Raw genomic sequence first — 13,889 nt, 5'->3', positions numbered from 1 at the left:
ACGACAATCGAGGGGAGGGCTCATGGCCGCTGGTTCGCAGGCGCCTCAGGCAAAAGGATTTCACTGGAGGCTGGTCGCGCCGCTGGCGGTGTGGCTGGCGATCTATCTGTGGCCGGTCCCGCCGGGGCTCAACGCCAATCAGTGGCACTATTTCGCCGTGTTCGCGGCTGTGATCACCGGGCTCATCCTGGAATCGATGCCAGTCGGCGCTGTCGGCTTCATCGGCCTCACGGTCGCGGGCGTTGCCGGCTACATCGATCCCGATCCCGGCAAGTCGCTGCGCTGGATGCTGGCGGGCTTCGCCGAGAGCACGGTGTGGCTGATCGTCGGTGCCTTCGTGTTCTCGATCGGCTATCGCAAGAGCCAGCTCGGCCGGCGCATCGCGCTGGTGCTGGTGCAGCGGCTCGGCCGCAACACGCTCGGGCTCGGCTATGCCGTGGCGATGTCGGACTTCCTGCTGGCGCCGGCGACGCCGTCGAATACCGCGCGCAGCGGCGGCATCGTCTATCCCATCATCAGCAACATCCCGCGCATCTACGGCTCCGAGCCCGGGCCGACCGCCGGCAAGATCGGCACCTATGTGATGTGGACCGCGTTCGCGGCAACCGCGATCACCAGCTCGCTGTTCTTCACCGCGCTCGCGCCCAATGCGGCGGCATTGGCGATCGCCAAGAAGACCGCCGGCGTCGAGGTGAGCTGGGCGCAGTGGTTCATCGGCTTTGCGCCGCTCGGCATCCTGCTGATGGTGCTCGTGCCGCTGCTCAGCTATGCGGTGTGCCGCCCGGAGGTGAAGCGCAGCCCGGAGATCTCCGAATGGGCGGCGAAAGAGCTCGCCGAGATGGGCCCGATGTCGCGCAACGAGTGGATCATGCTGGTGCTGATCGTGCTCGCGATGTTCCTGTGGATCGCGGGCTCGAGCCCCGACATCCACATTCCCGGAATCGGCTCGAACTTCGTCAACGCCACCACCGTCGTGTTTATCGTGATCTCCCTGATGCTGGTGACGGGCGTGATCGAGTTTGCTGACATCGTCAGCGAGAAGAGCGCCTGGGAGGTGTTCTTCTATTTCACCTCGCTCTTGACGCTGGCCTCGGGCCTAAACGAGATCGGCTTCATCAAATGGTTCGCGACCGAATACGCCAAACCGCTCGCGGGGCTGTCGCCGTCCACCGCAATGCTCCTCCTGGTCGCGCTGTTCTTCTGGATCCACTATTTCTTCTCGAGCATCACTTCACATGCGGCGGCCGTGTTGCCGGTGGTGCTCGCGGTCGGCTCCGGCATCCCGGGCCTGCCAGTCGTGACGCTCGCCATGCTCTGCATGTATTCGCTCGGCCTGATGGGCGTGATCTCGCCGTATGCGACGGGCCCAGCGCCGATGTATTTCGGCAGCGGCTATATCGGGAAGGGCCAGTTCTGGGGCTTTGGCCTGATCTTCGGGTTGCTCTATTTCGCGGGCCTCCTGCTGATCGTGCTGCCATGGCTGCAGGTCTGATGAGCCGGGCTGGAGGCCGCCCCCGGCAGATGAATTTTCTCTTTGGGGAAGCGTTTTGGGAGAACTTCGCCTATCTCCCTGCAAATATCTGACATTGCAAGCAGGAGCGGAACGGGCGATGGTGCGTGCTGCGGTGCAGCGCGTTCCATCCCAGCGCTCGCTCGCGGTTCCATTCCTCGTCGCTCGCTGCGACCCGGCTTCCCGCACGTCTGAACGACCTGCGGGCAAGCGAATTATTGTGCATGAAGGCCGCTTCCATGAACGCCCACCAATCGCTTGCGATCGGACAACCTATCGCGCCGCCCGAAGCGATTTCATCCGCCGCCGCGCCGGACGCGATGGTCCGCTTCGAAAACATCTCGAAGACTTATCCGGCCTATCGCGGCAAGCCCGGCGTCAACGCCCTGCGCGACATCGACTTCGCGATCCCGCGCGGCTCCATCACCGGCGTGATCGGCCGCTCTGGTGCGGGCAAATCGAGCCTGGTGCGGCTGATCAACGGGCTGGAGAAACCGACCACGGGCCGCGTGATCGTGGACGGCCGCGATATCTCCGCGCTGGCGGGCCGCGCGCTGCGGCTGGCGCAGCGCTCGATCGGCATGATCTTCCAGCACTTCAACCTGCTGTCGTCGCGCACGGCGGCCGACAACATCGCGCTGCCGCTCGAGATCGCCGGCTGGGCCAAGGCCGACATCAGGGCCCGCGTCGCCGAGCTGCTCGCCCTCGTCGGCATCGCCGACAAGCACGACCGTTACCCGTCAGAGCTTTCCGGCGGCCAGAAGCAGCGCGTCGGCATCGCCCGGGCGCTGGCGACGCGCCCGAGCGTACTCTTGTCGGATGAGGCGACCTCGGCGCTGGATCCTCAGACCACGCGCGCGATCCTCGACCTGCTTGCCAACATCAACCGCGAGCTGGGCGTGACCATCGTGCTGATCACCCACGAGATGTCCGTGGTGCGCCAACTCGCCAAGGAAGTCGTGGTGCTCGATGCCGGCCATGTCGTCGAAAGCGGCCACGTCGCCGACATCTTCACCCATCCGAAGCATCCGATCACGCAATCCTTCCTCGCGGAGGTGATCGGCGACAGCCTTCCGGTCTCGCTGGCGAGCCGGATCGTGGCTGAGCCGTCTGCCGGTGGGCAGGCCGTGATCCGCGTCCAGGTGCGCGGGGCAGGGGCCGGCGACACCCTGGTGGCGCGGCTTGCGCGCGAGCTCGGCCTCGACGTGGCGTTGCTCTCCGCCCGCATCGACGAGATCGGCGGCCAGCATGTGGGCGCGCTGACACTTGGAATTCCCGGCGGCGAGCACGCGGTCGCGCGGACGCTCGCCTGGCTGTCTCAACATCAATTCGCAGCGGAGCGTCTCGGCTATGTCGCCTGAACTCCTCAATCTGATCCTGCAGGCCACCTTTGAGAGCCTGTACATGGTCGGCATCGCAGCGCTGCTCGGCACCTTCTTCGGCCTGCCGCTCGGCGTCTTCCTCGCGACCAGCCGGAAAGGGGAGCTGTTCGCGGCGCCCCTTGTCAACCGCGTGCTCGGCATCATCGTCAACGCGACGCGCTCGACGCCCTTCATCATCCTAGTCGTCGCCATCATCCCATTCACGCGCCTCGTTGCCGGCACCTCGATCGGCTCGACCGCGGCCATCGTGCCCTTGACCATCGCATCCGCGCCTTTCATCGCGCGCCTCGTGGAAGGCGCAATCCGCGAGGTCGATGGCGGCCTGATCGAGACCGCATCCTCGTTCGGCGCATCGCCGATCCAGATCGTGTTCAAGGTGCTGATCCCCGAAGCGCTGCCGGGCCTGCTGCTGGCGCTCACGCTCGCAGTGGTCAGCCTGCTCGGCTACTCCGCCATGGTCGGCGCGGTCGGCGGCGGCGGCTTAGGTGATCTCGGCATCCGCTACGGCTATCAGCGCTTCATGCCCGAGATGATGCTCGCCGTCGTCGTTGTACTGATCGCGCTGGTGCAGCTCGTGCAGAGCGCAGGCGATTATCTCGCGCGCCGGGTGAACCGCCGGCTGCGGCATCGCTGACGCGTTCCAAGCGAGAGAGGGTGCGCCACCTTCTCCGCTCGCACCGGATACCCTCGGCCTAAAGCCCGCTCCCACCCAAATTCCACCCGCGGCCGCCTTCGCCAAAAATCTCGTAGCCCGTCGGCGTGACCGCGACCGTGTCCTCGAGCTTGATGAAGCCGCGCTTCGGATGCTTCATCGTGGTCTCGATCGAGACGACCATGCCGGGCTCGAGCGGCAGGCGGGCATCCGTGTCGGCGTAGGGGACCGGACCCTTGGCAGTCAGGTGAGGGGCCTCATGGCTGACGAGGCCCATGCCGTGGGCCAGGAAGTCCGTGCAGTCGCGCTGGGTAATCTTTCCGAGCTCCCGCTCGGCCGCGACGTAGATATCGCCGCCCATGGCGCCCGGCCGGACTGCCGCAAAGGCGGCGCGCTGCACCGCTTCGATCTCGGCGAGGCAATCCTTCAGCTCGCCGTCTGGCTCGCCGAGCACGGCCATGCGCGCGAGGTCGCCGATATAGCCGTGATAGTTGCCGCCGGAATCGAGCGACAGCACGTCGCCTTGCTCCCAGCGTTGCGAGGACGGTGCGCGGTTGTGGCTGCTGCCGCAAGCGAGCAGGCAGTATTCGAAAGTCAGCCCGCGATTGGCTTCGGCGATGCGTAAGGCATCCGACAATTGCTGTTTGGTTGTGCCCGGGCCATGCTTGCTGATCACCTCCAGCTGGAGGCGATGACGCGCTCGGACGCCGTCTTGAGCTTTGCCAGCTCGTCCGCCGACTTCACCGCGCGCAGCCGCTCCAGCACCAAGAGCGCGTCCTTGAGCGCCGCGCCGGGCAGGGCGTCGGCCAGCGCCTTCCCGGCATCCATCGGCAGGAACGCCATCTCGACCCCGACGCGCTTCAACGGTACGCCTGCGTCCTTGATCAGGTCCACGGCCCGCGTCACGGCATCGACCGAGCCGTTGGACTCGGTCCGGACTTGTGGCACCCATGGCGGCGCCACGGCGCGTTGATGGGTCTCCAGACGGTGGCCGACATAGACGGACTTCTGCGGCGCGCCCTTGGGATAGACCAGTACCGGCAGATAGCGGCTGACGCCAATAGCATCCATGTAGTCGAAGAAGATCGCGCGCTCGGCGCCCAGGAGGTACTGCACATTGTGCTTGGAGGTCGCGACCAGCACGTCGAGGCCGGCGGCTTCCATCAGGCGGTCGAGCTTGGCGGCGTCGAACGGAAGCGCGCGCGAGCGGCCTGTCTGGAAAACGTTCTCCTGCATGACGAACTCCCTGAGTGGCGGTTCAGGCCGCCTTGTTGATCTCTGTTGGGAACGCGGCACCCAGTCTAGCACAACCTCCACACCTGCGCGCCCGTCTGGGTCGTATCCATGAAGAATGGAACCAAATCCGGAACGTGTTCAGCTACAGCATGATCCGGACGCGGAGGGCCGCGTGGGCGCAAAGTGCCCAGCGGTCTTCCGAGAAGATCATGCTCAAACAATAACCTAAAGCGCGACGATGATTCATCCCAATCTCATCGCGGTTTAGCGTCCACGCCTGAGGTCTTCGGTTGCGCGCCTCAGGGTCTCGTGAAGCCAGTCATGCGATGGCTCGCCAGCGATCCGTTCGTGCCACAGCAGCCGGACCTCGACAGGAGTTGTGGCGTAAGGCAGCTCGTAGGTCGTGATGGCATGCGCGCGCTGGAAGGCCCTTGCCAATGGACGCGGAACGATGGCTGCGAGTTCAGAATCCGCGAGCAGGGCGGGCAAAGCGAGGAAATGCGGCAGCGAAACAGCTATACGCGGCGGCCGGTCGCTTTCGGACAATGCCCGTTCCAGCGCCGCGCGATCGTACATTTCCGATCGCCTGGCAAGGCCACGCTCGGAGATGAAGCCTCCGATTGCTCCCTCCTGCTCGCCGCCGAAGGAGACAACGACCAGCGGCATGCGTGCCAAGGCCGCGTTGTCGATCCGGCCGAGCTTGCGCTTTCCGCCGACGATCAGCACGTCGTCGTATTCGAACAACAGCGAGGTGCGGAAGCGGCTTGGCGGATCCGAGAAGACGCCGATCGCAACGTCGATGCGGCCAAGGTCGATCTGCTCGGCGAGGTCGATCCGCGTCACCGGCTTGATGATGAGGTCTATCGCCGGCGCTTCAGCCTTCAGTATCTTCAGGAGCGGTGAGGCCAGCACCATCGTGGTGAAATCATTGGCGGCGAGGGTGAACTGCTTCGTGGACGTCGCCGGAACGAAGCTCGGCAGCTCGACCGCGGCCTCGAGAGATCGTAGGGCTTCGCGAATCTGTGGGGCCATCGTCAATGCGCGCGCCGTCGGCTGCATGCCGGTTGCCGTGCGCACGAACAGATCGTCTTCCAGCATCTCGCGCAGCCGGGCGAGCGAATGGCTCACGGCGGATTGACTGAGGGCAACCCTTTGGCTCGCCCGCAGCACGCTTCGCTCCTCCATGACCGCGTCGAAGACCTTGAGCAGGTTCAGGTCCAGGGTCTTGAAGGAAACAGCCACGAGCAGCCCACCGTCTCAAGGCGGATCGCGCGCCCGTTGCGTATCTGCGATCTGATGCAGTTAAGGCCAACCACGCAGCCGACGCAACCGAGCAGGGTGCCCGGACCGCGACGCCAGGCCGTTCGCCTCACCAATCTGAAGATCGTTCAGGATCACTCTGCAAGAGTTTCACTTCCGCAATTGCGCGATCCCGTCATGATCCCAGCGCCGGATTTGGAGGAGACGGGCAATGCACTCCTGCGGAATGTCGATTGGAGCTTTCGGAATAGCACTGGCACTGCTCACGGCGTCGGCGGTTGCGCAGGATGGTCCGGTGAAGCTCGGCGTCCTCACCGACATGTCCTCGCTCTACGCCGACAATGGCGGCCAGGGCTCGGTTGTCGCCGCGCAAATGGCTGTCGACGATTTCGGTGGTCAGGTGCTGGGCCGCAGCATCCAGATCGTCGCGGGCGATCATCAGAACAAGGCCGATGTTGGTGCGACCGTCGCCCGGCGGTGGCTTGAAAACGAAAATGTCGAGGTCATTCTCGACGTTCCGAACTCTGCGGTGGCGCTGGCGGTGCAGGGCACCACACGCGACAAGAAGAAGCTCTTCCTCGCCACGGGCGCTGCCACGTCCCGCCTCACCGGTGACGAATGCTCGCCGACCGGCATTCACTGGACCTACGACACCTATGCGCTGTCACAGGGAACGACGCGGGCGATGTCGCGTCTCGGCGCGAAGTCCTGGTACTTTATTTCGGTCGACTATTCTCTCGGCGCACAGCTCGAGGCCGACAGCCGCAAGGTCATCGACGTCATGGGCGGCAAGGTGCTCGGCGCCGCAAAACATCCGATCAACACGCCCGATTTCTCCTCCTTTCTGCTCCAGGCACAGTCCTCGAAGGCCGACGTGATCGCGCTGGCCGATTCCGGCGGCGACTTCATCAACGCCGTCAAGCAGGCCGGCGAATTCGGCATCACGCAGCATCAGAAGCTGGTCGGGCTGCTGGTGTTCATCGCCGACATTCACAGTCTCGGACTGCCGAGCGCCCAGGGCCTGATGCTGAGCTCGGCGTTCTATTGGGACCTGAACGAGGACACGCGGGCGTGGTCGAAGCGCTTCATCGCAAAGACCCAGAAGGTCCCGACCATGATCCACGCCGGCACCTATGGCGCGGTGATGCACTATCTCAAAGCGGTCCAGGCGGCAGGCACGCTGGACGGGCCGACCGTCGCCGCCAGGATGCGCGAGCTGCCCGTGAACGATTTCATGACGCGAAATGGGCGGATCCGCGATGACGGCCGGCTGGTCCGCGACATGTATCTGTTTCGCGTCAAGTCGCCCGAGCAATCCAGGTACAAGTTCGACTATTACGAGCTGCTGGCGACCATTCCGGGAGAGGAGGCTTTCCGGCCGATGGAGCAAGGCGGATGTCCGCTCTTGAGCAAGCCATGAGCGGCGCGGGCTCAACGGCGCAGAACCGTATCGACGAGATCATCGAAGGCCGCTTTGCATGCCGCGAATTCTCCAGCGAGCCGGTCGGGCGAGGGACCATCGAGCAGATTCTCCGTGTGGCGCGGTTTGCGCCAAGCGGCGCCAATATCCAGCCATGGCACGTCTACGTGCTGGCGGGCGCCGCCAAGGACAGGGTGTCGGCGGCCCTGCGCGAGGCGCACGAAACCGCCCGCGATGCGCACGTGTCGGAGTACAGCTACTACGCCCGCGACCTGCCCGAACCCTATCTGCAGCGACGACAGGAGTTCGGACGGTTGTTCTATGGCGCGCTCCGCATCGCCCAAACCGATATCGAGGCGAGGGCTGCCCAAACTGCCAAGAACTATGCATTTTTCGGTGCGCCCGTCGGGTTGATCGTCACCATCGACCGGCGCCTTGAGGTCGGCAGCTGGCTCGACCTCGGCATGTTCGTCCAGAACGTGCTGCTGGCCGCGGCAGGCCATGGGCTTCAGTCCTGTCCGCAGGAGACGTTCTCGAAATATCACCGGATCCTGCGTCCGCTGCTGTCGATCCCGGCGGAGCAGATGGTGGTGTGCGGCATCTCGATCGGACGCGCCAGGAATCAAACCGCGGGCCGGTTGATGCCGCGCGCGGACCTTGCGGAGTTCGCTTCTTTTGCGGGCTTCGAAGAACAAAGTGCAACCCAAATGGAAAGGACAAGCCCATGGGAAGCCGAGACGACCTGATTGCGCGCAGCATTCCGTTTCTGCGCGAGGTCAAGGACATGACGCCCGGCGCCGAGATGGAGCGGTGGCTCAATGCGACATACGGCGAGGGCAGCCCGCTCTATCAGGACCTGGCCCGGCTGATAAAGCTCGGGGTCGCCGAAGGCTGGGCGGCCAACCAGGAAGTCGATGGTCCGAACTACCGGCGCAGCCGCATCCTGGAGCCGGTGCCGGAGACGTTCCAGTTCAGCATCACGGCGGTCTACATGAACAGCACCGATCCGCGCCGCTTCAAGGACGAGGACGACCACGACGTCCTGCGCGGGCAGTATCACGGTCATCCCTATGGCGAGCTGAACCTGGTCGTGCCCCTGGACAAGGGCGCCCAGCTGAAGGGGCTGCAGGGTTGGCAGGGGCCCGGCTGGACGGCGCCCGATCCCGGCAGCCGGCACTATCCCGAGGTCCGCGGCGGCGCCGTCATTGCGCTGTTCTATCTGCCCGCCGGACGCATCTCGTATGACTTCGCAGCGCCGTCCTGATGGGTGGTCGGACGATCGCGGGTGACGCCGTCCGCAAGCGTCACCCGATTTGAAGAAGGCCCAGCCGGGTCAGCGCGGCGGCGATCCGTCGCGACGGCCACGAGCTGCAAGGCCGCTGGCCATGACCATCGAGGACGGATTTCGGCGACCAGCGGCCGAGCGGCACCAGCCTCGACACCCATATCCACGATTCGCATAAGGTATATTATGGAATATTCTTATATTCAATTAGATCAAATATTTACGCGGAATTCCTGCCACAACGCCTCCGCTCCAGCGGGTTTCCGGCGTTCGGCTCGACCAACGCCTCCAGCGCTTGACGGCTACTGTGCATGGGGTTGTTTTTCGGATTTGAATCAGAGGCCTGTGTCGAAAGCCGATATTGCCGTGATGATGTCCGGCTGCAATAAGCGAGACCTCGCGAGATCGCAGATGACCTTCTGACCTGACGTCCTTATAGGTTTGCGTCTCAGAACAACAACAAACCTTCCGAGGAAGCAGACCCATGGTCTTCTCAAAGCGCTTTTCCCGACGCACGCTTCTCAAGGCCTCCGCCGCGACCGCGGTCCTGGGCGGCCTCAGTGCGCCGCACGTGGCCCGCGCCCAGAGCGCCGAGTTCACCTACAAATATGCCAACAACCTGCCCGACACCCATCCGCTGAACGTCCGCGCCCGCGAGATGGCGGCGGCGATCAAGAGCGAGACCAACGGCAAGTTCGACCTCCAGATCTTCCCAAACAACCAACTCGGCTCCGACACCGACATGCTGAGCCAGATCCGCTCCGGCGGCGTCGAGTTCTTCACGCTGTCGGGCCTGATCCTGTCGACCCTGGTGCCGGCCGCCTCGATCAACGGCATCGGCTTCGCGTTCCCGGACTACGCCACAGTCTGGAAGGCCATGGACGGCGATCTCGGCGCCCATGTCCGCAGCGAGATCAAGAAGGCCGGCCTCGAGGTCATGGACAAGATCTGGGACAACGGCTTCCGCCAGACCACGTCCTCGAGCAAGCCGATCAACGGGCCTGACGACCTCAAGGGCTTCAAGATCCGCGTGCCGGTGTCGCCGCTGTGGACCTCGATGTTCAAGGCGTTCGACGCCGCGCCCGCCTCGATCAATTTCAGCGAGGTCTATTCCGCGCTCCAGACCAAGATCGTCGAGGGCCAGGAGAACCCGCTGGCGATCATCTCGACCGCCAAGCTCTACGAGGTGCAGAAGTACTGCTCGCTGACCAATCACATGTGGGACGGCTTCTGGTTCCTGGCAAACCGGCGCGCCTGGAGCGCACTGCCGGAGGACGTGCGCACCGTCGTCGCCAAGCACATCAATGCCGCTGCGGTGAAGGAACGCGATGATACCGCCAAGCTCAATGCCAATCTGCAGCAGGAGCTCGCGGGCAAGGGCCTGACCTTCAACCAGCCCGCCGTCGCGCCGTTCCGCGACAAGCTGCGCACCGCCGGCTTCTATGCCGAGTGGAAGGGCAAGTATGGCGACCAGGCCTGGGACCTCCTTGAAAAGGCCGTCGGCAAACTGTCGTAACGCATTGGGAGCCGTCATGGCTCATGTCGAGGTCGAAGCGAACGGAGTGGCGGGCGAGGCGGCTGTTCAGTCCCCTCGCCGACCTTCGCTGCTGGCATCGCTCGAGCGCGGGCTCGGGCTCCTCGTTGAAATCCCGGCAGCGATCCTGGTCGTCGCCGAGATCGCGATCCTGTTTGCCGGCGTGGTGGCGCGCTACGGCCTGCACCGGCCGCTGATCTGGTCGGACGAGCTCGCCTCGATCCTGTTCCTGTGGCTTGCCATGCTGGGGGCGGCAGTGGCGTTCCGCCGCTCCGAACACATGCGCATGACCGCGGTCGTCGCCGGCGCCGGCCCTGCGATGCGCGCCTGGCTCGACCTGGTGGCGGTCTGCGCGGCGCTGGCGTTCCTGGTGCTGATCCTCTGGCCGTCCTGGGAATACGCCTACGAGGAAAGCTTCATCACCACGCCGGCGCTCCAGATCTCGAACATCTGGCGCGCCGCGGCGTTGCCGGCCGGCATCGGCCTGATGGCGGCCTTTGCCTTGGTGCGTCTCGTGCGCGCAGCCGATTACCGGATAGTGCTGGCGGCCGCGCTGTCCGTCGCCGTGGTTGTCGGCCTGTTCTGGCTGGCGCAGCCATACTTGCGGCCGCTCGGCAATCTCAACCTCGTCATCTTCTTCGTCGGCGTCGCCGGCTTTTGCGTCTTCGCCGGCGTTCCCATTGCGTTCGGCTTTGGGCTCGCAATCTTCGGCTATCTGGCGCTGACCACGCGCACGCCGGTGATGGTGCTGGTCGGACGGATGGACGAGGGCATGAGCCACCTCATCCTGCTCTCGGTGCCGCTGTTCGTGTTCTTGGGCCTGCTGATCGAGATGACCGGCATGGCGCGGGCCATGGTGGCGTTCCTGGCGAGCCTGCTCGGCCATGTCCGCGGCGGCCTGCATTACGTGCTGGTCGGCGCCATGTACCTCGTCTCCGGCATCTCCGGCGCCAAAGCCGCGGACATGGCCGCGGTCGCGCCCGTGCTATTCCCGGAGATGAAGCAGCGTGGCGCCAAGCCCGGCGATCTCGTCGCGCTGCTGGCGGCGACCGGCGCCCAGACCGAAACCATCCCGCCGAGCCTCGTGCTGATCACGATCGGCTCGGTCACCGGTGTCTCGATCGCCGCCCTGTTCACCGGAGGCCTCCTGCCCGGCGTCGTGCTCGCGATAACGCTCTGCATACTCGTGTGGTGGCGCTATCGGCACGAGGACATGAGTCATGTCCGCCGCGCCACAGGTAGCGAGATCGGCAGGAGCTTCATCGTCGCCCTGCCCGCGCTCGCGCTGCCCTTCGTGATCCGCTATGCCGTTGTCGAGGGCATTGCCACCGCGACCGAAGTCTCGACCATCGGCATCGTCTATGGCGCCCTGGTCGGCCTCATCGTCTACCGCCGCTTCGACTGGCGTCGGCTGTTTCCCATGCTGGTCGAGACCGCGGCGCTATCGGGTGCGATCCTGCTCATCATCGGCACTGCGACCGGCATGGCCTGGGGCCTCACCCAGTCCGGCTTCTCGCGCTCGCTGGCGGCGGCGATGACCGGCTTGCCGGGCGGCGCTGCGACCTTCATCGCCGTGTCGATCCTGGCCTTCACCATCCTCGGCAGCGTGCTCGAGGGCATTCCGGCGATCGTGCTGTTCGGGCCGCTATTGTTTCCGATCGCCCGCGCCGTCGGCGTACATGAGGTGCATTATGCCATGGTGATCATCCTGGCCATGGGCATCGGCCTGTTCGCCCCGCCCTTCGGCGTCGGCTATTATGCGGCCTGCGCCATCGGACGCGTCGATCCGGCCGAGGGCATCGGGCCGATCTGGGGCTATCTGCTGGCGCTGCTGGTGGGATTGATCATCGTCGCGATCTTCCCCTGGATCTCGATCGGATTCCTTTGACGCGGTTTAAGGAGAAGTCGATGAGTGAGCGGCAGAACCAGTACGATATCGGCCTCGACAAGACCCCTGCCAACTACGTGCCGCTGAGCCCGCTCAGCTTCCTTGCGCGCAGCGCCGCCGTCTATCCCGATCACGTCAGCACGGTCCATGAGGGCCGCAGCTTCACCTGGGCGCAGACCTTCGAGCGCTGCAAGCGCTTTGCCTCCTATCTCGCCGGCAAGGGCATCGGCGTCGGCGATACCGTCGCGGCGATGCTGCCGAACATCCCGGCGATGAACGAGGCGCACTTTGCCGTGCCGATGACCGGCGCCGTGCTCAACGCGCTCAACATCCGTCTCGATGCGCCCTCGATCGCGTTCCAGCTCGATCACGGCGGCGCCAGGATCATCCTGGTCGATCCCGAATTTTCCGGCGTGATCAGCGATGCGCTGGCGCAAATGAGCGGACCGAAGCCGCTCGTGATCGACGTCGACGATGCCGCATTCAAGGGCGGCAAGCGCATCGGCGCGATCGAATATGAGGCCGCCGTCGCGCAAGGCGATCCGAGCTTCACGGTGGTCGCGCCGAGCGACGAATGGAATGCCATCGCGCTGAGCTACACCTCGGGCACGACGGGCAATCCCAAAGGCGTCGTCACCCACCATCGCGGCGCCTATCTCAACGCCGTGAGTAACATCCTCGCCGGCAATCTCGGCCAACATCCGGTCTATCTCTGGACGCTGCCGATGTTCCACTGCAACGGCTGGTGCTTTCCCTGGACCATCGCCGCGGCTGCCGGCATCAATGTCTGCCTGCGCAAGGTCGAGCCGACAAAAATCTTCGAGCTGATCAGGCAGCACGGCGTCACCCACATGTGCGGCGCACCGATCGTCTACAACACGCTGATCAACGCGCCCGATGCGCCCAAGGGCAATGCCGCGCGCCGCGTCGTCGGCCTGATCGCCGGCGCTGCGCCGCCTGTCGCCGTGCTCGAAGGCGCGGAAAACATCGGCATCAAGCTCACGCACGTCTACGGCCTGACCGAGGTCTACGGCCCCGCCTCCGTCTGCGCCGAGCAGCCCGGCTGGGACGTGCTTCCCGCCGCCGAGCGCGCCCGCATGAAGCGGCGCCAGGGCGTTCCCTACCCGCTCGAGGAAGCCGTCACTGTCATCGATCCGCAGACGATGCAGGAGGTGCCGCGCGACGGCGAGACCATCGGCGAGGTCATGTTCCGCGGCAACATCGTGATGAAGGGTTACCTGAAAAACGAGAAGGCGACAAAGGAAGCTTTCGAAGGCGGCTGGTTTCACACCGGCGATCTCGGCGTGCTCGATGAGCACGGTTACGTCACCATCAAAGACCGTTCCAAGGACATCATCATCTCCGGCGGCGAGAACGTTTCGTCCGTCGAGGTCGAGGACGTCCTCTACAAGCACCCAGCCGTGTTGTTTGCCGCCGTGGTCGCCAAGCCCGACCCGAAATGGGGCGAAGTGCCTTGCGCCTTCATCGAGCTGAAGGACGGCGCGAGCGCGACCGAAGCCGACATCATCGCGTTCTGCCGAGCGCATTTGAGCGGATTCAAGACGCCGAAGGCCGTCGTTTTCGGCCCGATCCCGAAGACCTCCACGGGCAAGATCCAGAAATTCCTGCTGCGGAACGAGGTGGGATCGGCAAAGGCGATCTCGGCCTGAGTTCACCACGTTTCAGCAAGAAACACAGACTGCGTTTGCGCAGCGATTGCCT

10 protein-coding genes and 1 pseudogene are annotated in these 13,889 nt (G+C 64.7%); 9 read left to right on the top strand and 2 right to left on the bottom strand.

Annotated features, from left to right (window positions below):
* Window positions 1-22 precede the first annotated feature (22 nt).
* The 3 genes from ACVWY3_RS11045 (at window position 23) to ACVWY3_RS11035 (ending at window position 3,526) form a co-directional block, all read left to right on the top strand.
* A complete protein-coding gene (locus ACVWY3_RS11045; protein ID WP_456838457.1) occupies window positions 23-1,492 on the top strand; it encodes a DASS family sodium-coupled anion symporter in 1,470 nt (489 codons plus the stop codon).
* 242 nt (window positions 1,493-1,734) lie between these two features.
* Window positions 1,735-2,871, top strand: a complete 1,137-nt coding sequence (locus tag ACVWY3_RS11040; RefSeq protein ID WP_456838456.1) for a methionine ABC transporter ATP-binding protein — start codon at window positions 1,735-1,737, stop codon at window positions 2,869-2,871.
* On the top strand, window positions 2,861-3,526 hold the full coding sequence (locus ACVWY3_RS11035; RefSeq protein ID WP_456838455.1) for a methionine ABC transporter permease: 666 nt from the start codon (window positions 2,861-2,863) through the stop codon (window positions 3,524-3,526). The genes ACVWY3_RS11040 and ACVWY3_RS11035 overlap by 11 nt, the downstream gene beginning before the upstream one ends.
* A gap of 58 nt (window positions 3,527-3,584) precedes the next feature.
* Here the strand turns inward: ACVWY3_RS11035 and ACVWY3_RS11030 are convergent.
* Window positions 3,585-4,780, bottom strand: a pseudogene (locus tag ACVWY3_RS11030) (M24 family metallopeptidase).
* Between the two features lie 264 nt (window positions 4,781-5,044).
* Window positions 5,045-6,022, bottom strand: a complete 978-nt coding sequence (locus tag ACVWY3_RS11025; RefSeq protein ID WP_456838454.1) for a LysR family transcriptional regulator — start codon at window positions 6,020-6,022, stop codon at window positions 5,045-5,047.
* A 229-nt stretch (window positions 6,023-6,251) separates the two neighbouring features.
* Here ACVWY3_RS11025 and ACVWY3_RS11020 point away from each other — a divergent pair, with 229 nt between their 5' ends.
* The 6 genes from ACVWY3_RS11020 to ACVWY3_RS10995 all read left to right on the top strand — a co-directional run bounded on the left by ACVWY3_RS11020 (window position 6,252) and on the right by ACVWY3_RS10995 (window position 13,837).
* The gene (locus tag ACVWY3_RS11020) at window positions 6,252-7,460 is read left to right on the top strand and encodes an ABC transporter substrate-binding protein (RefSeq protein ID WP_456838453.1); all 1,209 of its coding nucleotides are present in this window, start codon (window positions 6,252-6,254) and stop codon (window positions 7,458-7,460) included.
* Window positions 7,457-8,206, top strand: coding sequence for a nitroreductase (locus ACVWY3_RS11015; protein ID WP_456838452.1), 750 nt, complete (start codon window positions 7,457-7,459; stop codon window positions 8,204-8,206). Before ACVWY3_RS11020 ends, ACVWY3_RS11015 begins: the two co-directional genes overlap by 4 nt.
* Window positions 8,185-8,724 carry a 4-hydroxylaminobenzoate lyase gene (locus ACVWY3_RS11010; protein WP_456838451.1) on the top strand — a complete coding sequence of 180 codons (540 nt, stop codon included), beginning with the start codon at window positions 8,185-8,187 and terminating at the stop codon, window positions 8,722-8,724. Before ACVWY3_RS11015 ends, ACVWY3_RS11010 begins: the two co-directional genes overlap by 22 nt.
* 505 nt (window positions 8,725-9,229) lie before the next feature.
* Complete coding sequence (locus tag ACVWY3_RS11005) at window positions 9,230-10,261, top strand: TRAP transporter substrate-binding protein (protein WP_456838450.1); 1,032 nt, start codon at window positions 9,230-9,232, stop codon at window positions 10,259-10,261.
* A gap of 16 nt (window positions 10,262-10,277) precedes the next feature.
* Complete coding sequence (locus ACVWY3_RS11000) at window positions 10,278-12,167, top strand: TRAP transporter large permease (RefSeq protein WP_456838449.1); 1,890 nt, start codon at window positions 10,278-10,280, stop codon at window positions 12,165-12,167.
* Between the two features lie 20 nt (window positions 12,168-12,187).
* Window positions 12,188-13,837 (top strand): acyl-CoA synthetase, encoded by a 1,650-nt coding sequence (locus tag ACVWY3_RS10995; RefSeq protein ID WP_456838448.1) that lies wholly within the window; start codon window positions 12,188-12,190, stop codon window positions 13,835-13,837.
* The last annotated feature ends 52 nt before the right edge of the window (window positions 13,838-13,889 follow it).

It is taken from the genome of Bradyrhizobium sp. USDA 4486 (assembly GCF_054057995.1).
The sequence above is the reverse complement of the archived record's forward strand: the minus strand, read 5'-3'. Positions and strand labels throughout refer to the sequence as shown.

Bases quoted from the DNA above. Each gene is read 5' to 3' on its own strand.
- ACVWY3_RS10995 (WP_456838448.1), top strand. From the start codon at position 12,188: ATGAGTGAGCGGCAGAACCAGTACGATATCGGCCTCGACAAGACCCCT.
- ACVWY3_RS11005 (WP_456838450.1), top strand. From the start codon at position 9,230: ATGGTCTTCTCAAAGCGCTTTTCCCGACGCACGCTTCTCAAGGCCTCC.
- ACVWY3_RS11040 (WP_456838456.1), top strand. From the start codon at position 1,735: ATGAAGGCCGCTTCCATGAACGCCCACCAATCGCTTGCGATCGGACAA.
- ACVWY3_RS11035 (WP_456838455.1), top strand. From the start codon at position 2,861: ATGTCGCCTGAACTCCTCAATCTGATCCTGCAGGCCACCTTTGAGAGC.
- ACVWY3_RS11000 (WP_456838449.1), top strand. From the start codon at position 10,278: ATGGCTCATGTCGAGGTCGAAGCGAACGGAGTGGCGGGCGAGGCGGCT.
- ACVWY3_RS11045 (WP_456838457.1), top strand. From the start codon at position 23: ATGGCCGCTGGTTCGCAGGCGCCTCAGGCAAAAGGATTTCACTGGAGG.
- ACVWY3_RS11020 (WP_456838453.1), top strand. From the start codon at position 6,252: ATGCACTCCTGCGGAATGTCGATTGGAGCTTTCGGAATAGCACTGGCA.
- ACVWY3_RS11010 (WP_456838451.1), top strand. From the start codon at position 8,185: ATGGGAAGCCGAGACGACCTGATTGCGCGCAGCATTCCGTTTCTGCGC.
- ACVWY3_RS11015 (WP_456838452.1), top strand. From the start codon at position 7,457: ATGAGCGGCGCGGGCTCAACGGCGCAGAACCGTATCGACGAGATCATC.